The organism is Macrococcus equipercicus (assembly GCF_024205945.1).
Taxonomy (GTDB): Bacteria; Bacillota; Bacilli; order Staphylococcales; family Staphylococcaceae; genus Macrococcus; species Macrococcus equipercicus.
This window is the reverse complement of record NZ_CP073809.1, coordinates 887206-914139: the sequence shown is the minus strand read 5'-3', so window position 1 is coordinate 914139 and position 26934 is coordinate 887206. Positions and strand designations below refer to the sequence as shown.

Genomic DNA, 26934 nt, shown 5'->3' with positions numbered 1-26934 from the left:
AAAATGTACTATAATAAGGTGTTAATTTCATCAAAACATTCCACAGTTAAAGGAGCCGTTATGAAGCTGTCACTTATCGTTCCGATATATAATGAAGAAAAAAATATAGCACGCCTTTACCATACTATCACAAAAACTATGGAACTGAATCAGTACGACTATGAATTAATCATGGTCAATGATGGTTCCCGTGATCATTCATTACCGCTCATAGAAAACTTAAGCTTCAAGGACACGCGGGTCAAATATATTTCTTTCAGCAGAAATTTCGGCAAAGAAGCGGCGATGCTTGCCGGGCTGGAAGCAGCGGCAGGCGATGCGGCCGTCATCTTGGATGCTGACCTGCAGCACCCGCCTGAGTTGATTCCACAGCTTGTGAACGCGTATCACGCAGGGTTCAATCAAGTGGTCGCCCGCCGTAACCGCCGTGGTGAGCCGCTGTTCAGAAGACTGCCGACCACTTTCTTCTATGCGCTTATCAACAACGCTGTTGATGTCAAGCTGACGGACGGTGAAGGTGATTTCAGACTGCTGTCACGGCCGGTCATTGACGCGATACTGTCACTCGACGAATACAACCGCTTTTCGAAGGGCATATATGACTGGGTCGGTTTCAACAAGAAGACGATTGAGTTCGACAATGTCGCACGGGAAAACGGCAGCTCCGCGTTTTCGTTCTTTAAGCTGATTGACTATGCCATTGACGGCATTTTGAGCTACAACAATAAGCCGCTCCGTGTCTGCTTTTATTTCGGTGCATTCACGCTGAGTGTCTGTCTTGCCTACATATTAGTGACATTGATTCAGATCATGCAGAGCGGCATCGATGAACCCGGCTACTTCACCATCATCTCCGCCATTCTGTTTCTCGGCGGGGTGCAGCTGTTCAGCCTCGGCATCATCGGTGAGTATATCGGGAAGATCTACTACGAGACGAAAAGACGGCCGCATTATTTAATACAGCACGCCAATATTGAAGAGAAGGATGCAGAATCATGAGCTGCTTCAGCCATCCGTTCGTCAAGTTCGTGCTGGTCGGTCTGGTCAATACAGCGAATTATTACATCGTCTATCTCATACTGCTGACGCTCGGTCTGCCTTATCTCGCGAGTCATATCACAGGTTTTCTCGCGGCATTCGTCGTCTCCTATTTCCTGAACTGTTACTATGTGTATCAGGTGCAGCCGACAGTAAAAACGTTTCTGCAGTTTCCGTTGACGCAGGTGGTCAATATGGGGCTTCAAAGTGCGCTGCTCTATGTATTTGTCGCACTGCTTCATATCAGCCCGGCACTTGCACCCTTTCCGGCGCTCATCATCACTGTTCCTGTGACTTACGTCTTATCCAAAAAAATTCTTGTTAAGGAGTCATCATGAAAGTCATTAAACGTTCTGTGCTGTCAACCTTAATCTATTTGATGATTTTTCTCGTTCTAGCTGTCATCGGCCACAGTTTCTACATCTATCGTTTCCTGAAGGACGGCACGATTTTCACAGGTCCGAACGATGGTCTGGAGCAGATGCTGCCGATGCAGCTTTATTTATATCATAAAATAACGTCCGGCAAGTTCTTCTATGACATGGACTTCGGGCTCGGCGGCGACTTCTATACAGACCTTGCCTATTACTATTCCACGTCCGTCGTCTTTTTCGTCAACGTCATCGGCGTCAGACTGCTCGATGTGTTTCTATCGTTGAAGACGAACACGATTCAGTTCTGGGCAGTGAACGCCTTCTATATTTCCATCGTCAAGTCCGCTGCTGCGATGTATTTCACTTATTTATATTTGCGCTGGTTGAAAGTGAAGGAGCTGCCGGCTGTACTGGGCGCTTTTTTATTCCTGACGGCCGCCATTTATTTCCGCTTCACTTTATACTGGTCTTTCTTTTCAGATGTCTTTATTTTTCTGCCGCTGCTGCTGCTCGGCATCGAGCGGTATATTCAGGGCGGCAGAAAAGGGATGTTCATCACTGCTGCGTCGCTGATTTTCATCAATAATTTTTATTTTGCCTATTATCAGGTGCTGTTCGGCCTTATCTACTTTTTGATCCGCAACATTTTCAGACATCCTGATGACAAGCTGTCACGCTTAAAGCAGTGGACCGGCTTTATCATCATGTCGGCACTCGGTATCGGCATAGCGCTCTTCAGCTTCTTCTACGGCGTCAAAGGATTTATGCAGAACGACCGGGCGCCCTTCAAAGACCCGATCCCGCTGTTCAGCCCGTTCGATCAGCACGCGAATATTTTCTATGACAACTACCTGGTCATTGTCCTCTACATCACACTGCAGGCACTATTGACCTTTAAGTTCTACAAAAGTTATTACTACCGCTTGTTTGCACTGATGACGCTCGCTTTGATCTATTTAAGCTTTATGCCGTTCATCGACTCGGTGTTCAACGGCTTTTCAGCACCGCAGAAACGCTGGCATTACTTGCTGACGTTCTTCTCAAGCGGCCTGATTGCGATGTACATCTCGCGCTTCAAGACGATTTCCATCCAGAACTATCTGTATTCCATTATTCCGGGCGCAGTCATCGTGGGCCTCAGCTACGTTTATATCGCTAAGAAAGTAGACTGGATCTGGTTTTTGCCGCTGACGGCTGTCCTCGGCCTGCTCGTACTCATGATGAAACAGCAGTCGCTTAAACAAACCGCCTATATCGCGCTGGTCCTCAGTATAGCGGCGCTCGACCTTGTCGTCGTGAAAGACCATAATCTCTATGACAACTATAATCCGGGTATTAACGGCCGGGCAAAGATGTCATACATCGACTCAAGTGTCTATAACTCAGGTCTGCAGCAGCAGATCATCGATGAACTGAAATCAACATTGAAGCCCGGCGAACGGATTGACTGGCGCGTCCTCGAGCAGGACAATACGCCGATGTATCAGAGTTTCAGCGGTGTCAGCCTGTATTCCAGTATATTTGACGGCAGCATTATCGATTACTTTTACAACAAGCTGAAAATCAATATTAAAGAGGAGTCCATCAGCCGCTACTCCGGCCTGCAGGAAAGAAGTAATCTTGAATCGCTCTTCAATGTGCGTTATGTCGTCAGAAAAGACTACCAGCATGATGTTCCTGAGAACTTCAAGCTGATCCGCACAGTTGGCAGATACCGCATCTATGAAAATACAAAGATGCTGCCGGTCGTCAGAATCACCAGCAATATTACACAGCAGGACACGCTCACTGAACCGATCGACCGGGAGCACGCGATGATTGAAGGCGTCGTGCTGCAGCATGCGAAGACTAACTTTCAGCTCCCGCGTTCTGACAATCTGCTCGCTGAGTCGCACGTCACGCCGAGCGGTGCCCAGTGGCTGAAAGACGACATCCTAAAAGTTGAGCCACCGAGCGGCGGCGTCATCGTCACTCTGCCTCAGCATGCACTCAATAATAAGGAGTTCTACATTGATATGACAGTCACATTGACATCTGCTGAAAGTAATATCCAGATCAATGTCAACGGCTACGCCAACAACCGGCTGTTCAAGACGAGTAAGTACCGGACGCATCAGGATCACCTTCTCTACCGGGTGAAACCTAAGGACGGCAAAATATTGGTCGGCCTGACTCACGGCACTTACCGTTTCAAGATCAATGGCATCTACGGTGAGAACTATAAGACGCTGACACAGGCCGCTGGTCATACGGATCACATATTCAAGGAGGTCGGCAACAAAATGTCAGTCACGCTGCACGATCCGCAGTCCGGCTATTTAATCACACCGATTGTCTACCGCGACGGTTTGACGGCAGAAGTTGACGGCCGTGCCGTGCCGGTCAAACGTGCCAACTATTTGATGAGCGCGGTCAAAGTGACGAGCGGCAGCCATATCGTCACGTTTAAATATATACCGCCCTATTTCTATTTAATGGTGACAGTGTCTATATTATCTGCTGGACTCAGCGTGCTTTATATTTACGGACGAAGAAGGAATGAGCGCCATGATGAAACCACTTAACAGACTGCCCGCAAAGCTGCTGACGCTTTGTCTGCTGCTGTCACTGGCAGCGCATAGCGTCGTCATTTACCGCTTCTTTGCTGCCGGTACATTGTTTACCGGTAAAGGCGACGGTCTTGCGCAGATGATTCCGTTTCAGATGTATTTATATGAGCAGTTCTCCCATTTCAATTTCTTCTATGATATGGGCTTTGGTATCGGCGGTGATTTTTTCAGAAGTCTTGCCTATTATTATTCGACTTCTCCGATCGCCTATCTTTATTTCACCGTTGTCTATGTGCTGGACCTTATACTGCCGCTGCCGACCCAGCATGTTGATTTCTGGGCGGTCAATCAGCTGACCGTCTCCATCTTCAAGCTGGCGGTCATCATTTACGTGATGTTCCGGATGCTGCGTTATTTCGGCATCAATAAGTATGCCGCCATGACCGGTGCGATGCTTTACAGCTATTCGACCGTTTATTTCTTCTTCACCTTCACATGGAGCTTCTTCAGCGACGTCATGCTGTACTTGCCGCTGACGATTCTCGGTATGGAGCGCTTTTTCCATGAGAAGAAAATCGGACTGTTCATTTTAGGGATTGCAGTGACGCTGCATTCCAACTTTTATTTCAGCTACTATGAATTTATCTTCGTCTTATTTTATTTTCTGTACCGCACGATTTATCCGAAGCGCAGCGACATTGTGCCGCGGCTCACTAAAGTCTGTGTGCTGACCATCGCCGTACTGCTGGCCGTGATGACCGCTGCGGTCGGCTTTTATACCGGTGTAACCAGCTATCTGCTGAACGACCGGACACTGCCGCCGCTTAAGCTGAAGCCGTTCATCGACTTCAATATACTTTATAATGTGTTTTATCACGGCTACTACGTTGTCATCCCGTTTATTACAGTGATGGCACTCATCACCTTCAAGCTGTACCGTAACTACACGTTCAGATTGTTTGCCGTCATCACGCTGCTCTTTCTTGCGGGCTCTTTGTCACCGCTCTTTGACAGTTTCTTCAACGGCTTTTCCATCGATCAGCGCCGCTGGGTATACTTTCTTGTCTTCTCGTCGGCTGTCGTCTGTGCGGTCTATTTACAGCACATCCGTACGCTGTCAGCAAAAGATATAGCGGTGTCATTGCTTCCTGTCGTCATCATCTATCCGCTGTCCATCTACAGCACTCATCAGTGGCTGCCGTGGCTTGTATTTGTACCGGTGATTATCACGCTCATCTTCATGGTCCCCCGGTCTGAGCAGCGGCTGTACGTGCTGCTGACAGGTGTCATCATCTACGGGAACTTCTACTTTGTCCACGACTACATTACAGCGCAGATGGATACTCTTCATCCGGCAGACATCAGAAATATGAAGTTCATCCATTCGGGCAATTACAACAGTGCAGTCCAGCAGTCCATGATACAGACCGTGACAACGAGACATCCGTCAGAACGGATCGACTGGCAGACTTCTGCGACGCATAACACGCCGATGTATCAGCATTTCAACGGCATCAAGCTGTATTCCAGCATCTTTGATAAGGATATTTATCAGTTTTACGACAAAGCGCTTAATATTACGATGGACACAGACAGCAACAGCATTTATTACCGGCTCGGTGAACGTGCCAATCTGTATGCGCTCTTTAACGTCAATCACAGCCTGCGGACGAACAACACAGCGACACTGCCTTATGGTTTCAAGGCAGTGGACAAGCGGAGTGACGCCGTGCAGCATTATACGATGTATGCCAACCAGTATCAGCTGCCGGTCGTCAGAGTGACCGAACGCGTGTTTTCCCCGTCTGCATTGAAGACACCGATTGACCGGGAGCATGCGATGCTGCGTGGTGTCGTGCTGGAAGATACGCCGGCAAATGCTGCAGTGGCACCGGCAAGGAACCTGCTCCCGCATGCCCGCGTGACGTTTCATCATGCCGCTTTGAACGGGACTCATTTAGCCGTCGATCAGGATCAGGGCGGGATGACATTCACGCTGGATAAAGAGCTGGCAAACCGCTACAAAGATTTATATATCGACGTCAGCATCGAACTGAAAAGTCCGAGCAAGTATCATTACGTCTGGTTCAATGAGATCTATCAGTCAAGAAAGCCGCTCGATGATGATTATAGACGGTTCAACCCGAGGATCACCATGCGGATCAAATCAAGTCCGACGATTGACCTGAAGCTGATGACCGGCCGCTACACGGTCAAGATCAACGGCATATACGGCGAGGACTACAGGACGCTGCAAGCCGCGGCACACGCTCCGACGCACCAGCTGAAACAAGCGGGCAGTAAGCTTGTCGTCACGCTCGGCACGCATGACCCCGGCTATGCAGTCATACCGACCCCTTACTTAAAAGGTATGACTGCCCGTGTCGACGGCAGAGCGGCTGAAATCATGGAAGGCAATTATTTGATGACCGCTGTCAAAATAGGTGCTGATGCCAGACAGATCGTTATCAGCTACACGCCGCCTTGGTTCCATCTCATGCAGCTGATCAGCATTATAGGCATTCTGTCTGCCGTCGTCTTCTCCCGGAAATTATACCGCCGTGAACTTTTTCCAAAGGAACACCGCGCTGTCTCCAATGAAGAAGACATTGACTACGTGGCACCGGAACAGCCGCTTGATGACCTCTAGTAAGTCCTGCAAAACTGTGCAGGGCTTTTTTTATGGCGATAAAAATCCGCAAAAAAAAGCCCTTGACTGATCAAGGGCTGTCATATCATAAGATATGCGTTTTTATTAGCGAATTTCTTTAATACGAGCCGCTTTACCGCGAAGGCTGCGTAAGTAGTAAAGTTTCGCACGACGTACTTTACCACGACGTAATACTTCTAACTTCTCGATTTTTGGAGTGTGTACTGGGAAAGTACGTTCTACACCCACACCATAAGAGATCTTACGAACCGTGAAAGTTTCAGAGATACCGCCGCCACGACGTTTGATAACAACACCTTCGTATAACTGAACACGTTCGCGAGTTCCCTCTACGATACGTACGTGTACACGTACTGTGTCACCAGGACGGAATGATGGTAGGTCTGTACGCAATTGGTCTTTTGTAATTGCATCGATTAATTGATTATTCATATTTTCTTCTCCTTCTGCCTATGTTCTTAAATCATTGAATTCAGCGGACCATAGTGATTGTTGTGTTTTCACACTTTTAGTATCATACCATAATGATGATAGAATTTCAATCACTAATCTTAATTTCCCTCATAACCGAGTGATTTTAAATACTTCAAGTCGTCTTTAGTGAGCGGATAACTCTCAAGCAGGTCCGGACGACGTTCATACGTGCGCTTCAGTGACTGCTCATGACGCCACTCAGCAATCCGCTGATGATTGCCGCTCATGAGGACATCCGGCACAGTCATGCCTTCGTAGTCAGAAGGTCTCGTATACTGCGGATGTTCAAGCAGTCCTGACGAGAACGAGTCATCTTCATGAGAGACCTGATTGCCGAGGACATCCGGGATGAGCCGGACAATCGCATCTGTCATCGTCATCGCCGCAAGCTCCCCGCCGGTCAGCACGAAGTCGCCGAGCGATAGTTCATCAGTGACCAGCTCAGTACGAATTCGTTCATCATAGCCTTCGTAATGCCCGCAGATGAAGACGAGGTGCTCAGCGTGTGCAAGCTCCTCTGCCTTCTGCTGGTTGAACGGCTCACCTTGCGGACACATGAGGACGATACGTGTCTGTTCAGTCGTCTCAAGTGCTTTCATCGCATTGAACACGGGTTCAGGCTTCAGCACCATCCCCTGACCGCCGCCGTACGGATAATCATCGACCTGGGCATGCTTGTTAAGCGCATAGTCGCGGAAGTTCACCGTGTTCAATGTGACAATGCCTTTATCCTGTGACCGTTTCATAATCGAATGGTTCAACGTCTCAAACATCTCAGGAAACAATGTCAGAAAATCGATTCTCACGACAGCAGCCCGTCCATCGCTTCTATTTCAATTGTCTTGTTGTCGACATCGACTTTTTTGACGACGTCCGCGATATAAGGGATGAGATGCTCCTTATCGCCTTTAACGACCCAGACGTCATTTGCTCCTGTCTCAAAGATATCAGTGACCCGGCCGATCGGTTCGCCTTCATTGAACACTGTGCAGCCGATGATGTCGTGATAGTAGTACTCATGTTCAGCAAGCGCAATCTCCACTTCCTCAAGCTCCTGAAAGACATCTGCCCCTTTATACTGCTCAACCGCATTAATATTCAAAAGCCCGTCAAATGTCAACAGATGAAAGTTTTTGTGCGTGCGATACGACTTGATCTTGACGACCGTTTCTTCCTTACCCGACTGGATAATGAGCTCGTGACCCGGCTGGAAGCGTTCCTTTGTGAAATCCGATTCAGACAGCACTCTCACTTCCCCTTTAATCCCGTGCATATTGACAATCTTACCGACATTTACTTTCATGGCATTCCCTCCTAATGAAAAAAGAGCACCACACGGGCACCCTTAATCAATTTCTACAAACACTCTTTTGCCGTTCTCGCTGCGGCTGGCGGCAAGCGTGCGGACCGCTTTTGCGATGCGCCCCTGCCTGCCGATCACCTTGCCCGTATCATCAGGGTGTACACTCAAATAATACGTCACACTATTCGCATGTTCTTCCTTGGAAATTTCAATCTCTTCGGGAAAATCGACGAGCGGTTCAATGATAGTTTGTAATAATTTTTCCATTATTACTTCGCGATTTTAGAGTTATGGAATTTCTCCATAATTCCTTGCGTAGATAAAATGTTACGTACTGTATCCGTCGGTTTCGCACCGTCAGCTAACCATTTTAAAGCTAATTCTTCATTAACTTTGATTTCTGCTGCTGGTTTCGCAACTGGATTGTAAGTTCCGATTGCTTCGATGATACGTCCGTCACGAGGCGCACGAGCGTCTGCAACTACGATACGGTAGAACGGGTTTCTTTTTGAACCCATACGTGTTAAACGAATTTTAACTGCCATTATAAAATCTCTCCATTTCATTTCTTAATCTCAAGTACATACTATAACAGGATATCGAATCGCTGTAAAGTGTTTTTTCTTTACAGGCTGAAATTATTTACAATATTACTGAATCCAAGTGATTCCGTGTCATAGTAAAAGCCCTCCGTTACCGGAGAGCCCATTGTTATTCATTCGGGTCGTTCTCTGCATCTTCATGCGTTTTATGAACCGTACCTGGTTCGTGGTCCGGTCCGGCATAGATGGAATAGATCTTCAGCGGCTCAGTGCCTTTGTTAGTGACGTTATGCCAAGTGTCAGCCGGCACGATGATTGCGTCATCCGCTTTCACTTCTTTTTCGAAGTTCAAGTTATCTTCAGACGGTCCCATCTGGCATAACCCTTCACCCTGCTCAATACGCAGAAACTGATCGATGCCCTCATGCACTTCCAGCCCGATATCATCGCCCGGCTGAATCGTCATCAATGTGACCTGCAGTTTCTCTCCGGTCCATATCGTCGTACGGAAATTTTCGTTGTCAAGCGTCATACCTTCAATATTTTCGGCAAACGGTTTCTTTCCCTGGTCTTCGTAATTATAAGCCATTGTCAAACCTCCTGAAAATTTTGGTTATGCTCTGTTATACCCATTTTCCGCATGTTCAATCTTACCCGTCACCTTCAGGCAGCGTTTTAACGAAAAAGATGAGCACAATTGTCTGAAGGCACAGCATCAGGCACAGACCAAGGCGGATGTAAAAATGATCAATCATATAGATTGAGAAGCCGACGACAATATAGACGCTGATTAACAGCTCTATTTTCCGTGTCATCGTATAGCCGCGGCACTTCCTGAAATCCTCGACGTAAGCCTGGTACGGCTTCGTCCGTATCAGCCAGCTGTGAAATCGCTCAGAGCTCCTCGCAAAGCACAAACCAGCAAGCAGGAGAAAAGGGGTCGTCGGCAGAAGCGGCATGATGACGCCGATGAATCCAAGAATGGCACTGATACTTCCGATAATCAGCAGAATAACCCTCATCTTCTGCCTCCTTCCTTCTCCTTCATTTTAACATGAAGGAGACTATAAAAAATACACCCGGCATGCCAGGTGCATATGGTTCTTATTTCTGCGCAAAATATGCATCGACAATCGGCTTCACGCGTTCACCGTACAGCCTGATTGCGTTCATTGTCCTGTCATGCGTCATAGAGCCCATCGGCAGATGAATCATGAAGCGGTCAAGTCCAAGCCCTTCCGCAGTGTCAATGATCTTCTGCGCGACGCGTTCAGGACTGCCGACATACAGAGCACCGTGCTCAATTTCATGCATATACGCCTGTTCAGAATACGGCGGCCAGCCGCGTTCTTTCGCCAGGACATTGTGACTTGCAGCAGTCGGCGGATAGTATTCTTGGAATGCCTGTTCATCTGTCTCTGCGATGTAGCCCCATGAGTGCGTCGCTATCTTCAGCCTGCTCTTATCAACCCCATGACTGTCAGCGGCTGCGTGATAGACAGCAATGTTCTGCCGGAAACGCAGCGGATTGCCGCCGATAATGGCATAAGTGATCGGCAGACCGAGCGCGCCTGCTCTATAAGATGATTCAGGCGTGCCGCCCGTCGCGAGATATATCGGAAGCTCGTCCTGCACCGCACGCGGGTAGACACCTTTATTTTCGATCGGCTGACGCGTTGAACCGGACCAGGTGACCCGCTCATTGTTGTTGACCGCCATCAATAAGTCCAGCTTCTCTTCATATAACATTTCGTAGTCCCTTAAGTCATAGTCGAACAGCGGAAACGACTCGATGAATGACCCGCGGCCTGCCATAATTTCAGCGCGGCCGTTTGATAACGCATCAAGTGTCGCAAATCGCTGGTACACACGCACAGGGTCATCAGAGGACAATACTGTCACAGCCGAAGATAATCTGATGCGGCTCGTCTGCGCGGCCGCTGCAGCAAGTATGGTCACCGGATCAGACACCGCATAATCCGCACGATGATGCTCGCCGAGTCCATATATATCAAGGCCGAGCGAATCGGCCAGCTTGATTTCCTCCACGATATTGCGGATTCGCTCATCCGCAGGAATTTTGTCCTGTATTCCTTCAGGTGTATGAATTCTATTGTTGTCACCGAATGATGTAATCCCAAGTTCTATCTTCATGAATGACCACTCTTTCTAGTATAATTTTTATATCAACTAAAATTATAACCGAAAAGAGGCGGATATCAATTGTTTTGTTCAGGCCGGCTGATATTTCCTCTTTGCCAGCCGCCATAACACGATAATCAGTACAATGCTCAGCGCAGTATCCACTATGCCGCCTTCAAGACCGAAGAAACCGCCGTTCAGCAGTGTCATATCTTTATGCAGCACCGTTGTGACGACCGACGCCGGCAGCCCTTCGCCGCTGACTTCAATACCGAGCACGACACCGAGCATAATATTCCAGAAACTGTGGGCAGCACCCGTCAGCCAGATATTATCCGTCCAGTAGAAGAGCAGCGAGAAGACGATGCCGGCAAGCAGCAGGTTGATAAACGTCAGTATGCTCATATTCGAATTCATCAAGTGCAGCGCCGCAAACAACAGGGAGTTGATCAGTATCCCTGCCATGACACCGAGCTGCCGGCTGATCTTATTCATAATAAACCCCCGGCAGATGACCTCTTCTGTCAGCCCCTGCACCATGAAGCCGAGCGTAAGCCCGATCACTGTCAGCCATTCAATCTGTGCAGGCACCGTCGTCGACAAAGCACCCGCCAGCAGATTGATGTCATATTCAAGCAGAATAGCACCAGCGCCAAGCAGTGCACCAATGACATACTTGCCCGGCAGCTGTCTGCCGAAAAATCCGAGCGCACCAACCGGATGACGGTAGAAGAACTTGTTGATGATAAAGATGAGCAGTAACGTTGCCGGGAAGCCGAGCAGCGACAAATACGTGTTCGCCTTATTACTGTTCATCAGCTCATCCAGAGTGATGGACTGATCAACCATTAAAATAACCGGAATCGCGATAAGCGTCGCAATAAGCGGACCGATCAGAAACGCCGCAATGGTCCAGAGTATCGTCGTCCACCAGCGCGGATCCTTCTCGTGATTCGTAGATAACTGCATACTATGATTCAACTTCATTATAACCACTCCTTCACAACAATATTATCACCCATACCAATCACAGCGGCAAAAGCACAGGATATTTAAGATAACTTTAAGAAAAAAGTGGACGTCACCATTAAGATGCGTCCACAGATCAATCTATTTCATTCAATTTTACCGGCTGTGCTTCGGATCATCTCCGTACTGATTTGTACCTTGCTCTCCTTCTTTCATCATCGTAAAGATCATGAAGATAAAGTAGCCGAGTAATGTAATAAACAGCAGAATGCTGCTGACTACAATCGTGTTATTAATATAGTCGTTAGTAACGCCTTTATTCAATTCACTCTCTCCAAAATCAGGAAAAAATATAGCAATCAATGTCAGCGCGAACATCGGAACGGCCCATTTCCCGCTCAGTCCGTTGTCATGAAATCTTCTGACAGTGACTGAAAAATCCGGAACCAGGAAAATAACAGCAAGTATCATCGTAACCGCGTAGTTCGCTGTCCCCTTAACATGCAGCGCCTCCAGCAGACAGCTGATCAACACAGTAATAAGTGAGTTGAACAGCACAGACCACCAGTATTCCTTGCGCCTGGCACGGCCCGACATGTTAAAAGTATTCTTCCAGTAACTGATATAAGCTTCCAGTGGATTCATCGGTATTTTCTGCAAAACAGTTCCTCATTTCTCTCTATAATAGTTTAATTATAGATTAAAATACTTTTATTGTAAATGAAGTTATAAATTACTTTTTAATAAATAATATAGTCTTTATCATCTCATAATAAAAAGTCACTGAATATAATACTCAGTGACTTTAGCAGGACCATGAATTAACGATTGATGCTTTCATCTGATTGATCTTCTGTACCAGCGGCTTTTGCAGCAGCTTTCTTCGTATTTCTTCTGGCTATATCAAACTTACTTTCATTATTATTTTTAGACGCAGCATTTTTCGTCGGCCACGGCGTCTGATTCTTTTTCAAGTCAGTATACTGATTGAATAGATTTGCCATCATTATCACTCATTTCATGTTTAATAACTCATTATAAACGAAAAGCTGGTATTAGTATAGTAAACGATAGAAAGTAAAACCACTGAAGCGGACTTTGGTGGTTGCTGTTGAAATCAGTTGAGGAGCAATTTCTTCTACTGAAGCAATAGGACATACACATTAAATCTATGCACCTGCGTGAGGTGCGACGCTTTTCGGGCGTACAGGCGGCATCATCAGCGTTATTTCAATCCACGCACCTGCGTGAGGTGCGACGAACAAATCAATAAAAGCCATATCCAAAAAATAATTTCAATCCACGCACCTGCGTGAGGTGCGACGGAGGGTGTCAACTGGGCGACGCAGCTCGACGATATTTCAATCCACGCACCTGCGTGAGGTGCGACAATTTAATAGCAAAATTTATTCAAAATCAAAATTTATTTCAATCCACGCACCTGCGTGAGGTGCGACAGTTGCGAGGACTGGCAAACAAATAAAAAGGAGTATTTCAATCCACGCACCTGCGTGAGGTGCGACTTACCGAAAACGGCTGTCAGACATCAACTACACGGAAATTTCAATCCACGCACCTGCGTGAGGTGCGACAATGCGGATGACATGACCACTATTTTGTCCATCATTTCAATCCACGCACCTGCGTGAGGTGCGACTGCGAGACAGGTGTTTGACAGCCTGACACCTGATATTTCAATCCACGCACCTGCGTGAGGTGCGACTGCCTCCATCAAGATGCTGGGCAATAAATTAAAATTTCAATCCACGCACCTGCGTGAGGTGCGACAAGTACGAACGATTAGTAGAACTGAACAAACTAATTTCAATCCACGCACCTGCGTGAGGTGCGACATAAATCGTTCCGACAGGAAAATCTGATAAAGGCATTTCAATCCACGCACCTGCGTGAGGTGCGACCCAGCGGCTCGAATCTAATAAGATAATCGCCGTAATTTCAATCCACGCACCTGCGTGAGGTGCGACTTCCCGGAACATTCCGATTAAAGGGCCGATACCAATATTTCAATCCACGCACCTGCGTGAGGTGCGACGTCGCATTGGCTGCACCTGTCGAACCTCCTGATATTTCAATCCACGCACCTGCGTGAGGTGCGACTGATTCTGGACATCGAGCAAGCGAATGACACCGAAATTTCAATCCACGCACCTGCGTGAGGTGCGACGCAGTCGAGACTGATTTTGTCGGACAGTACAGCGAAATTTCAATCCACGCACCTGCGTGAGGTGCGACTGAGCCTTTTCAATTTCTTTGTACTTAGCTTTTATTTCAATCCACGCACCTGCGTGAGGTGCGACTGACATGTTTCAGGTCTTCACTACTCATGTTGCCACTATTTCAATCCACGCACCTGCGTGAGGTGCGACTGGTGCGTTCGGGTCTTTTTCGCCCATGTAGTAATTTCAATCCACGCACCTGCGTGAGGTGCGACAAAACACCCACCGAAGTGAGTGTGGAAACTATTTTATTTCAATCCACGCACCTGCGTGAGGTGCGACTTTATGTCATGGGGCGTGGTCAGTGACTGGTTAATTTCAATCCACGCACCTGCGTGAGGTGCGACTAGCAACGAATCGACCACAAGGAATTAGCAGTATTGATTTCAATCCACGCACCTGCGTGAGGTGCGACAGTTGCAGACAATACAAAACTTTATATCTATCCTATATTTCAATCCACGCACCTGCGTGAGGTGCGACCCTAATCAAAGTGTCTAAAAATGACACAGTAGAAATTTCAATCCACGCACCTGCGTGAGGTGCGACTGGCGCGTGTTTGTCGAGCTGTATAATGTCAACAAATTTCAATCCACGCACCTGCGTGAGGTGCGACGGAACTGTCTTTATAGGGTACTTGCTCTGGCTTATTTCAATCCACGCACCTGCGTGAGGTGCGACGGACGAACGATAGCGCCGAATGTTTTCACACAAATTATTTCAATCCACGCACTTGCGTGAGGTGCGACTTAAATCATAGTTTATTAATATTCTTGACCACGAATTTCAATCCACGCACCTGCGTGAGGTGCGACGCTCATCTCTATCAAAACGTTGATTTTGAAGTTATTTCAATCCACGCACCTGCGTGAGGTGCGACACATTCGAAGAAGAAGCGACCGTCGCTTTTATTATTTCAATCCACGCACCTGCGTGAGGTGCGACGGATATGACAACGGTGCGTTTATAGATTATGTAATTTCAATCCACGCACCTGCGTGAGGTGCGACCTAGGTATTGGCAAGACAAAGTATTACACCATTAAATTTCAATCCACGCACCTGCGTGAGGTGCGACGTTGAAACCACCGTTTTATAACGGCGAATTTGACATTTCAATCCACGCACCTGCGTGAGGTGCGACGATGACAGGGAGTTTACGTTTGTCATGCTCATCATTTCAATCCACGCACCTGCGTGAGGTGCGACGTCAATAAGTACCGGGTGGCACAAGGACTGTCAATTTCAATCCACGCACCTGCGTGAGGTGCGACCCGGCTGGACTTCACCATTGACACCCCGCCTGCTATTTCAATCCACGCACCTGCGTGAGGTGCGACAAAAATATTATAGGAGGCTTTTATGGTAGGAATTATTTCAATCCACGCACCTGCGTGAGGTGCGACCAAGTTCCCCAGTATATCCACTATCGATTGTTCCTAATTTCAATCCACGCACCTGCGTGAGGTGCGACGAAGATGTACAACTTGATGGATGGGAGGATGAAATTTCAATCCACGCACCTGCGTGAGGTGCGACCTCGGCCCAGATGATAAGTATCGGTTTCAGCTGTCATTTCAATCCACGCACCTGCGTGAGGTGCGACATCTTTAAACCCAAGCTCGAAAAGGGACGCAAGAATTTCAATCCACGCACCTGCGTGAGGTGCGACGCGCAATGTCCTTAAAAATGGAGCCGTCTGAGCAATTTCAATCCACGCACCTGCGTGAGGTGCGACGGATATTTATTTCCTTTGATCCAGTGAGAAATAATTTCAATCCACGCACCTGCGTGAGGTGCGACATGTTGCTTTAATTGTCAATCAACTTTTTTTAGGTATTTCAATCCACGCACCTGCGTGAGGTGCGACAATATTGACGAATCACTTGATATGCTACTCGGCATATTTCAATCCACGCACCTGCGTGAGGTGCGACCTGGCAAAGACGTTCCGGCCATCATATGTGGTCATTTCAATCCACGCACCTGCGTGAGGTGCGACGCAGATGGCATTCTTTGACCATCCGAGTTTGACATTTCAATCCACGCACCTGCGTGAGGTGCGACCAAGCATCGGGACTGACCTGACCGTAAAAGGCTGATTTCAATCCACGCACCTGCGTGAGGTGCGACGTCTAGTTAGACAGTCACAATCACGTTGCCATTATTTCAATCCACGCACCTGCGTGAGGTGCGACACGACTTGCAGGACGCATTGGTCTATAAGCTGGCATTTCAATCCACGCACCTGCGTGAGGTGCGACATTTGAGGTCTGTCAGTCTATGTCAGCAAGTGATATTTCAATCCACGCACCTGCGTGAGGTGCGACTAGTGTTTTTGATAGTTCGCAGTATATTCACGAGATTTCAATCCACGCACCTGCGTGAGGTGCGACGGGAGACGTCAAGGAAACGAAGACAGGCTACAAAATTTCAATCCACGCACCTGCGTGAGGTGCGACTAAGAAATTGAAGAAAAGCAGTAATGATTACTCATTTCAATCCACGCACCTGCGTGAGGTGCGACTGATCGTCATATCTTCCACGACGAGTGGAAACGATTTCAATCCACGCACCTGCGTGAGGTGCGACAGACGCTTGAAGATTACTTTTTGTACGCAAAAGCATTTCAATCCACGCACCTGCGTGAGGTGCGACGATAAACGGTTCGCTGCTTTCATCACTGTGAGTATTTATTTCAATCCACGCACCTGCGTGAGGTGCGACATAACGTCTCATATGTGGTTGAGGACATGGATGTGAAATTTCAATCCACGCACCTGCGTGAGGTGCGACGGGTACAAATACAACTATACTCGCATCGTTCTCATTTCAATCCACGCACCTGCGTGAGGTGCGACCAATGCCGTATCTGCGGCACAGACTAAAGTATCTATTTCAATCCACGCACCTGCGTGAGGTGCGACGTAGTAACCAATCTTCTTGAACACACGTGATGGTATTTCAATCCACGCACCTGCGTGAGGTGCGACGGGCGTGTGACGGTGGAGACACTCAAATACCAAGTGATTTCAATCCACGCACCTGCGTGAGGTGCGACGTCCATCAATCAGATTATCCGGCGGCACTAACAAAATTTCAATCCACGCACCTGCGTGAGGTGCGACCTCAACCAACAGCAAAGTCGGTACAATAGAGCAATTTCAATCCACGCACCTGCGTGAGGTGCGACGTTGACAACAGAACACTGAAAGAGGTTGCTGATATTTCAATCCACGCACCTGCGTGAGGTGCGACAGATGAGCAAAACAACGGCGACAGTAAAGAATGAATTTCAATCCACGCACCTGCGTGAGGTGCGACTGATATTTGGCATCACGACAGCCGGGACGGTCCGAATTTCAATCCACGCACCTGCGTGAGGTGCGACGTGGTTACATCATGCTCACTGAAAATATACCAATATTTCAATCCACGCACCTGCGTGAGGTGCGACACTACTACATGGCTAAATGCACCAGTTTAAACTTTATTTCAATCCACGCACCTGCGTGAGGTGCGACGTTAAGGATCGTGGCCACGACAGAGGACATTATATTTCAATCCACGCACCTGCGTGAGGTGCGACATTGAACGTGAAGATGTCAAATTCGTTGACAAAATTTCAATCCACGCACCTGCGTGAGGTGCGACTGATTCTAAGCTGCTGACCATCGTTGACGAAGAAATTTCAATCCACGCACCTGCGTGAGGTGCGACGGACTGGCTGGGTCGGCACGTATATGGACGATAATTTCAATCCACGCACCTGCGTGAGGTGCGACACAGGTACAGGTTTCTTTTTTAGGTTTGATATAATTTCAATCCACGCACCTGCGTGAGGTGCGACGAGCACCAGGTGGAACCGTTTGACGACAAAATAATTTCAATCCACGCACCTGCGTGAGGTGCGACCGCTGCCGCTGCGGCAAAACATTCACTACGAGAATTTCAATCCACGCACCTGCGTGAGGTGCGACGCAATATGCTGATTGACAGCGGAGTGGGTAATGGATTTCAATCCACGCACCTGCGTGAGGTGCGACATTTCGCGACGGTACCCGCCAGGGCCATTACCAATTTCAATCCACGCACCTGCGTGAGGTGCGACACTTTTATCGGCGACACGAGATCACTCGTCATCCAATTTCAATCCACGCACCTGCGTGAGGTGCGACATAAATACATTTACCGTTCGTTCTCTGGTCATTTTTATTTCAATCCACGCACCTGCGTGAGGTGCGACTTTAACGCGCAGATAACTCTGACGGTCTTCTGTTGAATTTCAATCCACGCACCTGCGTGAGGTGCGACCCCGTTGCCCGGAAACTGCAGCAGGCGTTTGATGAATTTCAATCCACGCACCTGCGTGAGGTGCGACGGTACTGCAGCGGCAGCTTACTTCTCTAAAAAAATTTCAATCCACGCACCTGCGTGAGGTGCGACATAAGTCATGAGCTGATCGGTCATCTCATCAGCTATTTCAATCCACGCACCTGCGTGAGGTGCGACTGCTTATTTAATGCATAAAATAAACATAGCGTAATACATAAGCGAAATATTACTCCAATTTTCAAACGAAAATCAAATAGATTTACTCGTTTTCACCGCGATACTCCTTATACTTTTATGTTTAAGTTAGGTTCGCACTTACAAAATAAATACATCTGTATCCGGATTATAAGATTCATCTTTGCCTAATGTTTCAACTCTCTTCACCCAATTCTTGCCCAGCATATAAAACCTAAGAGAGTCCAGATCAGAATCAATTATTTTTTCTAGATCTGCCTTCAGTTTAACATACTGCTCCGGCTCCAAGCTGCACTCAAATACTGAATTCTGCACGCGTTGCCCATAATCCAGACATTTTTTCGCAACATGTCTCAATCTTTTCCTACCGTTTTTTTCCATAGTGTTAACATCATAAGTAACAAGTACCAGCATTTTAAACTCCTTATGATAGAAATGGTGGATAGCTTTCTAAATCACCGCGTATATGTCTGCTCAGTAATTGAGCCTGCACATATGGTATAAGACCTACGGACATTTTTTCATTGATAAAAGGATGAATGATTTCTGTCTGCTTTCTTTTTTGCCATAATGTCAGTACTTTATCTCGTCCCTTTTTATTTAAAAGAACTGCCCCATTTTCTTTAACTTCAAAATCTTCGCTTCCAATCTGCTTTCTGTTAATTAAAGTCACTACAAATCTGTCGACAAGATACGGTCTTAATTCCTCAATCATATCAAGCGCTAAGCTGGCCCGTCCGGGTCTATCAGTGTGAAAAAAACCGACATAGCTATCTAGTCCGACTGTTTCAAGGGCTGATTGAACTTCATAAGTCAGCAGGCTATATAGATATGAAAGAATGGCATTGACTCTATTTAACGGTGGGCGTCTGCTGCGTGCCACAAAGACAAAATCTTCTTTCTGATACAGAATAATATCGTCAAAACATTGAAAGTACATGCGTGCAGTATCACCTTCTATACCTCTTAAACTATCTTTATTATTAACTTCCTGACACAATACTAATTGTTTCTTTAAATATTCTGTTGCAACAGTCAAACGAGCGACGTTTACTTTTTCCCTATGATCGCGTAATGTACGGAGTAAGACTTTGCGACTGTTGATAATCTTAGCTTCTATACACCTTTTGGCTAATTGTAAGGACCGCTCTTCATCATCAGCTATGCGATATTGTTCACGCCTGAGAATCACATTGCCATTTGTTGTGCCGATAAACTTACCGCAAAATCTTCCGGTAGGTGTCAGGAATGTCAATGAAATGTTATTTTCATTTGCCAGTTGAATGAGCGAAGGGCTGGCACCGATATAATTAAAACAAACTATGCCTTCTATTATATGAATAGGAAATCTTTTTATTACTTTTGAGTCCTCTTTAATGACTACATTTTCACGATCTCTGGACAGATAATAATTTTCATTAGTAATGTATAAAGTATTGAGTAATTTTCTCATATTAAATCCTCATATAAATGGTTATACATATAACTATTGATATTGACTCTTTTTTTAGTTAATCTCGGCATACAGATATCTATCAGTGAACATTCCTTACAGTTTTTATGAAACTCCGCTTCTGTGGTTATCCTTTGATTATAAATTTCATGCATTTGCTCAGTTAGATCATGCACTTCATGTTTCAGCTCATCCGATATGCTTATCTTCACTTTCTTATTGGTCTGATGATAATATAGATAGGCATACGGAACCTGTATATCAAGGGTCTCTTCCAGACACATGGCTTGAGCTACTAACTGTACAATATCACGATTATCTTTTTTCTCTTTTCCCCGCTTGAATTCTACAATAGTCGGCTGCCACTTACCTTTTTTCCCTTCGACTGAGATACCAGTTTCATTTTTGGAGAATTCCACTACATCAAGAATGCCGGCGAGCCCTAATGAAGGTGAAGACACCGGCATCGCTCTCGAAAGAAAGTGGTTTTTGCGCTTCTCTTTGATGTAAGGGTTATCTGCCTTTTCATGAACAATCTGACCTTCAGCAGTCCAGCGGTTATCCTGCCACTGCTGTTCGACATGTATGAGACTCCATTGCCTCCTGCAGAAGTAAAAGTGCTGTATACCACTTAACATTAAATAGTCATCTTCTTCGTACACTTCTACATACCTTCGAAATGGTCTACCTGTAAGCCCATTGCTTTGTATTCACTCAGTTTTTCTTCATTGAGGGTGATGCCGTAATCTTTATAATGTGTTTTCATGGCATCGTCTTCATTATAAGTAAGTAAAGATTTAATCTTTGCGCTTGAAATGTCCCCTACTTTTGAAGAGTGTGTAAACCAGAATATTTCCTTAACTTCCATTGACCCTTCTGGTCTGGCTGAAGATGAATCATTAACAAACAATGTCCGCAGCGATTCTTTTATCACCGCAAGGTCTTCTTCATTGAACCCTGTCTTTTCAGCATAAAAACTGTTGACTGCCCCGTAAATGATATAAGTTCCGAATTCGACAAAATGCTTTGTTCCCATTGTATCTGATGACCGTGTTTTATCTCCTTTTGGCTGCATACCATTGGTACTTCTTGTAATCTGCATCGAAGTTGTTTCAATAGGATCAAGCGATTTAGCGATACTGATAGAGACTGGTCCGCGAATACCGATTGATCTTTTTCCGTATGTAATGACTTGACCAAATGAGCGGACATCCAACCATTTTTCATTGGCTTCTTTCTCTATGAGTTCATCTGTCTTACTGTTATCAAGTGTTTTATTATATCTTTCCTCCAGAGAATTATAAGAATCATCAATGCGGTCTCTTGATTTCACAAATATATCATAGCCCTGATCCTGCATTCTGTTACGTATCTTTCGCTTGATACAGACATCACTGATTTCACCGAACCCCTTTGAATCTGTACGCGGCATATTGCCTGCCAGAGGATCTCCATTCGGATTCGCGTTATTAACCACCACTGTCACAATAAAATCCACTTTGTTATTGATCATTATTCTTTTCCCCCACATCTGTTTTTTTAGTGAATATATCTTTAATTTCAGCATAATAACCGAAAATAAATTCATAATCTAACTTACTGTTCATATTATTAAAACTGTTGTCATGCAGTTTGTTAATAATATCGTTTTTTTCTCTTTGCAATGTATTATAAATACCAGGCTGAGTATGCTGTAATTTATACTCATAACTTTTAACCTTGTTTTCAAGTGTATTCATCATTGTGGCAGGGTTATTTGTATAAGATGTCCAGAATTTTTCGGCGTTAGTCGTTCTTTTTGATTCTTTGTCAAAAGTAGCCGCTTCCATCCTTTCGTATACTGCGAGTAGACGGCCGAACAAATAAGAACGATTATTATTGTCTCTATCAAGCATTTCGTTAAAAGCCTCCTTTTTATTATTGAGTACCGCTAATGCTGTAAACAACATTTGATTCCATGTATCAGGGTAGCTGAGCCTATTTCTGCAGTTAAGGTCTGCTTTCAAGAAATATTGGTTCGGCAAAGTCTTACCTTCAACGATGCATGTGACTAAATCTCTTATTTGCATCTTCCTGTAATTATCATTGCTAAGTACAATATTGCCGTCTCTTTCTACACCCATTATTGTATCGATTAACTGATAGAGACTCGGAGTTTCTAATACACTTTTATTCAGCTCTTTTTTATATCTCCACCACGCATTTTCATGCTGCCATTTCTGCAGATTCTCTAATAGCTTTGATACAGAGAGCTCTCTGAAATATTTCAGAGAAATACGGCCATTACTCGCCTTATCAATAATAGCGATATAATAGTTTTCTGTTTCCTTTATTGATAAGTCTCCTCGTTTGAAAGCTTGCTTAATCTGCTTATTATGCTGCATGACAGGACTATTTTTTATCGGAGCATCATTCAGACTGTTTAAAAAAGTGAAAAACTCATTGCTATTTTTGGTGAGATTGACTTGACGATCATTTGAAATATCGTCGGAAAACCAATTGACTAAATATTGCTGTTCACTCAGCCATGCCTGGCTATTCGGATTCTCAAGCAAATACTTCAGCATGAGATGGATTTTCTCTGATGACCGATAACCGATGCGGACAATATCAGTTTTTTCTTTAAATCTTCCAGCGTATGTTTCTTTGTTATTGCTCACAGATATTAACTTTGCATTACCTAGCAGCCCACGATGTTTTTGAGTGATATAATCGGATTCTCCGCTAATATTACATATTCCGTTCGGTTCTATTTTTTGATTGAAGTACTGAATATAGTCGTCATGCAGAGACTTCAGATTGGATACTGTCGCTGTTTGATGCTTATTAAAATCTGTCACAGCAAAAGTTACAAATACACTGGATAAATCAACACTTATCTTTTTATCCTTTTCATCTCGATAACTCACTGTCATCTCATTGATTGTGACATCCTGACCAGGATAAAGATCTTTCACTATTTTATTAAGCAGCTCACCATCCTGAAGAAGTTGCAATATGCTTCGAAGGAATTTTTTACTGTCATTAGTTTCTGCTGAGCCATAGAACTGATTGAGCTCTCTTAAGTAGTTTTCGTGCTTGTCTAAGTAAACCGGTATTATATACTGCAGCTTATCAGACACAGGGTGTGGTGGTGGGTTAGAACCAGAACGTGATACTGATTGCTCTGTTACCGGGAAGATAATCACTTGTTTATCCGGCAGATATTCCGCTTTCTCAAACTGTCCTTCTGAATTCATGTATATGCAGATGATATTTTTATTATTTGATTTCATACTGCTGTGAAATAATGGGAGCAGGACAGTCGTGAATTCATCATACTTGTCAACGATATTTAAGTCTTCCGCTGTCTCATAGGCTTTAAGCAATGCTGTAGTAAAGCTCATAAATTCACCTCTATTTTATATCGTATTCTTTCAGTTCTTCATCTGCTGATTTAATTTCTTTAGGCGGTTTAATTGAATAATTGGACAGTTTATTTTTGAATTCACAATCCTCCTGCTTTTTGTATTTAATGATACCGTCATTCATCACAGTATGACTAAAATAGGACTCTAGTGGCTCGCCAGGGGTACTTGGATACGAAAATGAATGAAACATAATCCCAAATGAAATATTCTGGTTATGATAGAAACTTTCACTATGGAGATAGACGTCTTCATCAATCAGTTCCACATAGGCTACACATTCTCGTGTTCCTAAAAATGTATCTCGCCGTCCACCTTTAAGAAGAGCACGTTCCATGATAGCTTCATGTTTCTTTTCATTGCGGTCATATGTTAAATCAGTTCTATTTTTATTCCATATAAAATGAAATTTCACTAAATACTCAACGTCTTCAAGATACGTAACATAATTGAGATCTGCACCTCCTTTCCCTACCATGGCTCTAATACCTTTAGTCTCTGTCATAATAGGGTTTATTACTTTTACTTCATCGATGACATTAGTAAATGTCGGTTTAAAATAAATAGCATCAGCTATTCCATGCAAACCTTGGCGGGTGGGGACAGAGTAGGTAAAACGTTCGCCCCCTCCTTTTGATTCCACTGAAGTCCATAATGCATAATCACCTTTCACCCTGAAATAAAAAGGTTTCGATTGAAATTCCACTATATATCCCCCTATAAAATAAAGTCATCACTTATTTCTATAACGCCTAAACGCTGGTCATAAAAACTATCAGCGAGTATGTAAATCTGATCATTCATATATGACATCACTTTATCTTGAATAGAATGAAAGTCATATATATTAACGGTGTATGGCTGTAATTGTTCTAAAAGAGACTTTATACTTCTAAGAATCTCATGCTCATACGATGCCTCATAACCATTGATTGCCATGATTAACTGCTCAATCAACTCTTTGCTATCTTCGTAATAGACAATCACCCCTGTCGTTTGATTATCGATTAATCTGATTTTGGAGGCCCCACTTTTAAAGGATTGTTTTAAACCGTTCAGTCTTGATTGGCCGGCTCTATATACATCGTCATTCGTTGAGAGTAATGAGACACCATTACTCGCGTCTTTTCCTAATGGATAGTCCATCAATGACTGATGATCAGCATAATAATATTCGTAGAACTCATCATTTAAGTTAACGACATCAATTTCCTTCTGTTGGCGCGCGATGAGACGGGCTGTGACATCCGCTTTATCTTTGATGGATCTCAATGTACTGACATCGATATTTTCAAATTCAGGAGTCGTCCGAGCCAGTTCCACATATCCAGTTTTGAAGTGACCATTCCTGTTACACCTGCCTATTGCTTGTACTATGGAGTCTATACCTGCATATGACCTGATCAGACGTTTAAAATCCACGTCAACGCCCGCTTCAATTAACTGCGTACTGATACAGACGACTGGCTGGTCATCCTGAAGCTCCTTTCTTATCCGCTGTATAATAGTCTGACGGTGCTTAGGACATAAATTGGTCGATAAATAATAGAGTGGTCTATCCAAGTCTCCTACTAAATCAACCACTTTTCTTACTGCTTTTTTTGTATTCAATATGACAAGAATGCTGTCATCAGAATAGTTATTGATATAGTCAGCAATTGAATATTCATCCACGAATTCTCCATTGTTTAAATTTCTTACTGTTGTACGTTCAAATACTCTCCTTTCATTTTCCTTGAGTTTCACTATTTCCTTCAGGTTTTCACGCTGATAGTTGATTTTATGAGTAATATACTGCGAATCATATACCGGCTGGGTTGCAGTACATAAAATCACGTTAGCTTGCATGGCATCTGACAGAAAGTTCAATGTCATGTTGAATAAATGAAGGGTTTCAACAGGTAGCGATTGTACTTCATCAAGAACAATGACAGAGTGAGCTAAAGAAGAAAATCGCCTTATATTGTTAGCCTTCCCTCCAAACAATGTCTGAAAAAACTGGACCATCGTACTTAAAACTATAGGACTGGTCCAGGTGTCCATTAAATATTGCTGGAGTATCTCTTCAGCTGAATCATCCTCACAATCATCGGGACGCACCATATTTGAGTGATGCTCAACGATATGTCTATCATCAAGTATACTTTTGATTTCCTGTGCATTCTGTTCCAGCACAGACAGAAAAGGTGTTATATAAAAAAACCGGTCCATCTCTTTTTCAACCAACTGCTGCATGCCATATCTCAGACACGTCAATGTTTTACCTGCACCGGTGGGCAAATTAAGCTGATAGATACCGTGGGTGTCAGAACGGCCTCTTTTCTTTGCTTCCTGAGATAGCGCACTACGTATTTTATTAATATCAGATGCAGGAGTTCCAAAAGACTTATAATGTTTTTCAACGGCCTCTAGATATTTATCTTTCTTTGCAGCGACGTCCTCATTATTTAATGGTTCCATGAATTTAAAGTAGGCATTTACTGTATCTTCAATATCCGCATTTTTTAAGCAGGACAACAACAATCTCATTTTAAGACCGCTGTAAAAATTCTGCTCAGTTTTATCGTGTACTGTTAAACGTTTACTGAACGTCCTGTATTCTAAAAATGATTCCTTCAACTTTACTGTTAAATCAATCTGATTATCGGCTAACAGCTGTTCAATATATGGAACGACATCTTCTGAATAGTGGTATACATTCTTTTCAATCTCCGCATAACTTATTCGCTCATCCAGAAAGTTTTTAGCACTATCCGGCCTCCAAATATCATATAATCCATGGTGACTTGTAATCACATAAAGCATAACATCCAAATATTCTTGAAATAATTCCAGATCACTGGGGTCCGGCCACACATCAGGATGATGCTCAATATATGACATAAAGTATTTTGCTCCGGCAGAAGAGTGATTGACATGAAGAGCAGGCTTTTCTTTAATTTTAAACTGAAATATGCGATCTGCTTTCCCTGCATCATGAAGAATACCTAATATAAATAACGACTTACTTAAACCAAGTTTTTTCCCATCCTCAGCTGCTTTATCAGCAACATTCAGCAAATGTGCATCTAAAGTTTGTGTTCGATTACTTATTTCATCTCTATGAGCTAATATTTTCATAAGTAACTCCTCAAAAGTTTAATTACTTTTTTAAAAACTTATATCAAAAATTGTATCATTTTATTTTAAATTTTAATATCTATTCTAAATTTTCTCAATATTAAAATAAAAATTTTTTAAAAAAAT

At 44.5% G+C, this 26934-nt stretch carries 22 protein-coding genes and 1 CRISPR repeat array; of the genes, 4 read left to right on the top strand and 18 right to left on the bottom strand.

Going from position 1 to position 26934, the window contains the following annotated elements:
* The first annotated feature begins 60 nt into the window (after nucleotides 1-60).
* The 4 genes from KFV11_RS04680 to KFV11_RS04665 are packed head-to-tail and all read left to right on the top strand — an operon-like array spanning nucleotide 61 to nucleotide 6611.
* Nucleotides 61-999: a glycosyltransferase family 2 protein gene (locus KFV11_RS04680; RefSeq protein ID WP_254250471.1), complete on the top strand. Its 939-nt coding sequence runs from the start codon at nucleotides 61-63 to the stop codon at nucleotides 997-999.
* Nucleotides 996-1376: a GtrA family protein gene (locus KFV11_RS04675; RefSeq protein ID WP_149459726.1), complete on the top strand. Its 381-nt coding sequence runs from the start codon at nucleotides 996-998 to the stop codon at nucleotides 1374-1376. Before KFV11_RS04680 ends, KFV11_RS04675 begins: the two co-directional genes overlap by 4 nt.
* Nucleotides 1373-3976: a YfhO family protein gene (locus tag KFV11_RS04670; RefSeq protein ID WP_254250470.1), complete on the top strand. Its 2604-nt coding sequence runs from the start codon at nucleotides 1373-1375 to the stop codon at nucleotides 3974-3976. Before KFV11_RS04675 ends, KFV11_RS04670 begins: the two co-directional genes overlap by 4 nt.
* Nucleotides 3960-6611, top strand: coding sequence for a YfhO family protein (locus KFV11_RS04665; RefSeq protein ID WP_254250469.1), 2652 nt, complete (start codon nucleotides 3960-3962; stop codon nucleotides 6609-6611). Before KFV11_RS04670 ends, KFV11_RS04665 begins: the two co-directional genes overlap by 17 nt.
* 105 nt (nucleotides 6612-6716) lie before the next feature.
* On the opposite strand, the gene rplS is transcribed toward KFV11_RS04665, so the two are convergent.
* The 18 genes from rplS to cas3 form a co-directional block, all read right to left on the bottom strand.
* The gene (gene rplS, locus KFV11_RS04660; RefSeq protein WP_149459724.1) at nucleotides 6717-7064 is read right to left on the bottom strand and encodes a 50S ribosomal protein L19; all 348 of its coding nucleotides are present in this window, start codon (nucleotides 7062-7064) and stop codon (nucleotides 6717-6719) included.
* Between the two features lie 119 nt (nucleotides 7065-7183).
* Nucleotides 7184-7912 (bottom strand): tRNA (guanosine(37)-N1)-methyltransferase TrmD, encoded by a 729-nt coding sequence (gene trmD / locus KFV11_RS04655; protein ID WP_254250468.1) that lies wholly within the window; start codon nucleotides 7910-7912, stop codon nucleotides 7184-7186.
* Nucleotides 7909-8409, bottom strand: a complete 501-nt coding sequence (rimM, locus tag KFV11_RS04650; protein ID WP_149459722.1) for a ribosome maturation factor RimM — start codon at nucleotides 8407-8409, stop codon at nucleotides 7909-7911. Before rimM ends, trmD begins: the two co-directional genes overlap by 4 nt.
* Before the next feature lie 42 nt (nucleotides 8410-8451).
* Nucleotides 8452-8676, bottom strand: a complete 225-nt coding sequence (locus tag KFV11_RS04645; protein WP_149459721.1) for a KH domain-containing protein — start codon at nucleotides 8674-8676, stop codon at nucleotides 8452-8454.
* Nucleotides 8677-8678: 2 nt separating this feature from the next.
* Entirely contained in the window at nucleotides 8679-8954 is a 276-nt protein-coding gene (gene rpsP, locus KFV11_RS04640; protein WP_149459720.1) for a 30S ribosomal protein S16, read from the bottom strand.
* Nucleotides 8955-9120: 166 nt separating this feature from the next.
* Nucleotides 9121-9540 (bottom strand): cupin domain-containing protein, encoded by a 420-nt coding sequence (locus KFV11_RS04635; protein WP_149459719.1) that lies wholly within the window; start codon nucleotides 9538-9540, stop codon nucleotides 9121-9123.
* Between the two features lie 61 nt (nucleotides 9541-9601).
* Entirely contained in the window at nucleotides 9602-9973 is a 372-nt protein-coding gene (locus tag KFV11_RS04630; RefSeq protein WP_254250467.1) for a YbaN family protein, read from the bottom strand.
* A gap of 82 nt (nucleotides 9974-10055) precedes the next feature.
* The gene (locus KFV11_RS04625) at nucleotides 10056-11105 is read right to left on the bottom strand and encodes an LLM class flavin-dependent oxidoreductase (protein ID WP_254250466.1); all 1050 of its coding nucleotides are present in this window, start codon (nucleotides 11103-11105) and stop codon (nucleotides 10056-10058) included.
* Nucleotides 11106-11183: 78 nt separating this feature from the next.
* The gene (locus tag KFV11_RS04620) at nucleotides 11184-12080 is read right to left on the bottom strand and encodes a CPBP family intramembrane glutamic endopeptidase (protein ID WP_149459716.1); all 897 of its coding nucleotides are present in this window, start codon (nucleotides 12078-12080) and stop codon (nucleotides 11184-11186) included.
* A gap of 138 nt (nucleotides 12081-12218) precedes the next feature.
* Nucleotides 12219-12722, bottom strand: a complete 504-nt coding sequence (locus KFV11_RS04615; RefSeq protein WP_254250465.1) for a DUF805 domain-containing protein — start codon at nucleotides 12720-12722, stop codon at nucleotides 12219-12221.
* 161 nt (nucleotides 12723-12883) lie between these two features.
* Entirely contained in the window at nucleotides 12884-13066 is a 183-nt protein-coding gene (locus KFV11_RS04610; protein WP_254250464.1) for a hypothetical protein, read from the bottom strand.
* A gap of 157 nt (nucleotides 13067-13223) precedes the next feature.
* A CRISPR array of direct repeats spans nucleotides 13224-18810; the repeat unit is 32 nt; unit sequence ATTTCAATCCACGCACCTGCGTGAGGTGCGAC.
* Nucleotides 18811-18948: 138 nt separating this feature from the next.
* Entirely contained in the window at nucleotides 18949-19242 is a 294-nt protein-coding gene (gene cas2 / locus KFV11_RS04605; protein ID WP_254250463.1) for a CRISPR-associated endonuclease Cas2, read from the bottom strand.
* A gap of 10 nt (nucleotides 19243-19252) precedes the next feature.
* Nucleotides 19253-20281 carry a type I-C CRISPR-associated endonuclease Cas1c gene (gene cas1c / locus KFV11_RS04600; RefSeq protein ID WP_254250462.1) on the bottom strand — a complete coding sequence of 343 codons (1029 nt, stop codon included), beginning with the start codon at nucleotides 20279-20281 and terminating at the stop codon, nucleotides 19253-19255.
* Nucleotides 20278-20943 carry a CRISPR-associated protein Cas4 gene (gene cas4, locus KFV11_RS04595; RefSeq protein ID WP_254250461.1) on the bottom strand — a complete coding sequence of 222 codons (666 nt, stop codon included), beginning with the start codon at nucleotides 20941-20943 and terminating at the stop codon, nucleotides 20278-20280. Before cas4 ends, cas1c begins: the two co-directional genes overlap by 4 nt.
* A 2-nt stretch (nucleotides 20944-20945) precedes the next feature.
* Complete coding sequence (gene cas7c / locus KFV11_RS04590) at nucleotides 20946-21794, bottom strand: type I-C CRISPR-associated protein Cas7/Csd2 (protein ID WP_254250460.1); 849 nt, start codon at nucleotides 21792-21794, stop codon at nucleotides 20946-20948.
* Nucleotides 21784-23667 (bottom strand): type I-C CRISPR-associated protein Cas8c/Csd1, encoded by a 1884-nt coding sequence (gene cas8c, locus KFV11_RS04585; RefSeq protein ID WP_254250459.1) that lies wholly within the window; start codon nucleotides 23665-23667, stop codon nucleotides 21784-21786. The genes cas7c and cas8c overlap by 11 nt, the downstream gene beginning before the upstream one ends.
* 10 nt (nucleotides 23668-23677) lie before the next feature.
* Nucleotides 23678-24394 carry a type I-C CRISPR-associated protein Cas5c gene (cas5c, locus tag KFV11_RS04580; protein ID WP_254250458.1) on the bottom strand — a complete coding sequence of 239 codons (717 nt, stop codon included), beginning with the start codon at nucleotides 24392-24394 and terminating at the stop codon, nucleotides 23678-23680.
* Between the two features lie 11 nt (nucleotides 24395-24405).
* Nucleotides 24406-26808, bottom strand: coding sequence for a CRISPR-associated helicase Cas3' (gene cas3 / locus KFV11_RS04575; RefSeq protein WP_254250457.1), 2403 nt, complete (start codon nucleotides 26806-26808; stop codon nucleotides 24406-24408).
* Nucleotides 26809-26934: the final 126 nt, after the last annotated feature.

What these genes read in the sequence shown, in the direction of transcription:
- KFV11_RS04645 (WP_149459721.1), bottom strand. Translation starts at nt 8,676, where the DNA reads ATGGAAAAATTATTACAAACTATCATTGAACCGCTCGTCGATTTTCCC.
- KFV11_RS04625 (WP_254250466.1), bottom strand. Translation starts at nt 11,105, where the DNA reads ATGAAGATAGAACTTGGGATTACATCATTCGGTGACAACAATAGAATT.
- KFV11_RS04675 (WP_149459726.1), top strand. Translation starts at nt 996, where the DNA reads ATGAGCTGCTTCAGCCATCCGTTCGTCAAGTTCGTGCTGGTCGGTCTG.
- cas8c (WP_254250459.1), bottom strand. Translation starts at nt 23,667, where the DNA reads ATGAGCTTTACTACAGCATTGCTTAAAGCCTATGAGACAGCGGAAGAC.
- cas3 (WP_254250457.1), bottom strand. Translation starts at nt 26,808, where the DNA reads ATGAAAATATTAGCTCATAGAGATGAAATAAGTAATCGAACACAAACT.
- KFV11_RS04670 (WP_254250470.1), top strand. Translation starts at nt 1,373, where the DNA reads ATGAAAGTCATTAAACGTTCTGTGCTGTCAACCTTAATCTATTTGATG.
- rimM (WP_149459722.1), bottom strand. Translation starts at nt 8,409, where the DNA reads ATGAAAGTAAATGTCGGTAAGATTGTCAATATGCACGGGATTAAAGGG.
- rpsP (WP_149459720.1), bottom strand. Translation starts at nt 8,954, where the DNA reads ATGGCAGTTAAAATTCGTTTAACACGTATGGGTTCAAAAAGAAACCCG.
- KFV11_RS04635 (WP_149459719.1), bottom strand. Translation starts at nt 9,540, where the DNA reads ATGGCTTATAATTACGAAGACCAGGGAAAGAAACCGTTTGCCGAAAAT.
- KFV11_RS04680 (WP_254250471.1), top strand. Translation starts at nt 61, where the DNA reads ATGAAGCTGTCACTTATCGTTCCGATATATAATGAAGAAAAAAATATA.
- cas1c (WP_254250462.1), bottom strand. Translation starts at nt 20,281, where the DNA reads ATGAGAAAATTACTCAATACTTTATACATTACTAATGAAAATTATTAT.
- KFV11_RS04620 (WP_149459716.1), bottom strand. Translation starts at nt 12,080, where the DNA reads ATGAAGTTGAATCATAGTATGCAGTTATCTACGAATCACGAGAAGGAT.
- KFV11_RS04610 (WP_254250464.1), bottom strand. Translation starts at nt 13,066, where the DNA reads ATGGCAAATCTATTCAATCAGTATACTGACTTGAAAAAGAATCAGACG.
- KFV11_RS04665 (WP_254250469.1), top strand. Translation starts at nt 3,960, where the DNA reads ATGATGAAACCACTTAACAGACTGCCCGCAAAGCTGCTGACGCTTTGT.
- cas7c (WP_254250460.1), bottom strand. Translation starts at nt 21,794, where the DNA reads ATGATCAATAACAAAGTGGATTTTATTGTGACAGTGGTGGTTAATAAC.
- rplS (WP_149459724.1), bottom strand. Translation starts at nt 7,064, where the DNA reads ATGAATAATCAATTAATCGATGCAATTACAAAAGACCAATTGCGTACA.
- cas2 (WP_254250463.1), bottom strand. Translation starts at nt 19,242, where the DNA reads ATGCTGGTACTTGTTACTTATGATGTTAACACTATGGAAAAAAACGGT.
- KFV11_RS04630 (WP_254250467.1), bottom strand. Translation starts at nt 9,973, where the DNA reads ATGAGGGTTATTCTGCTGATTATCGGAAGTATCAGTGCCATTCTTGGA.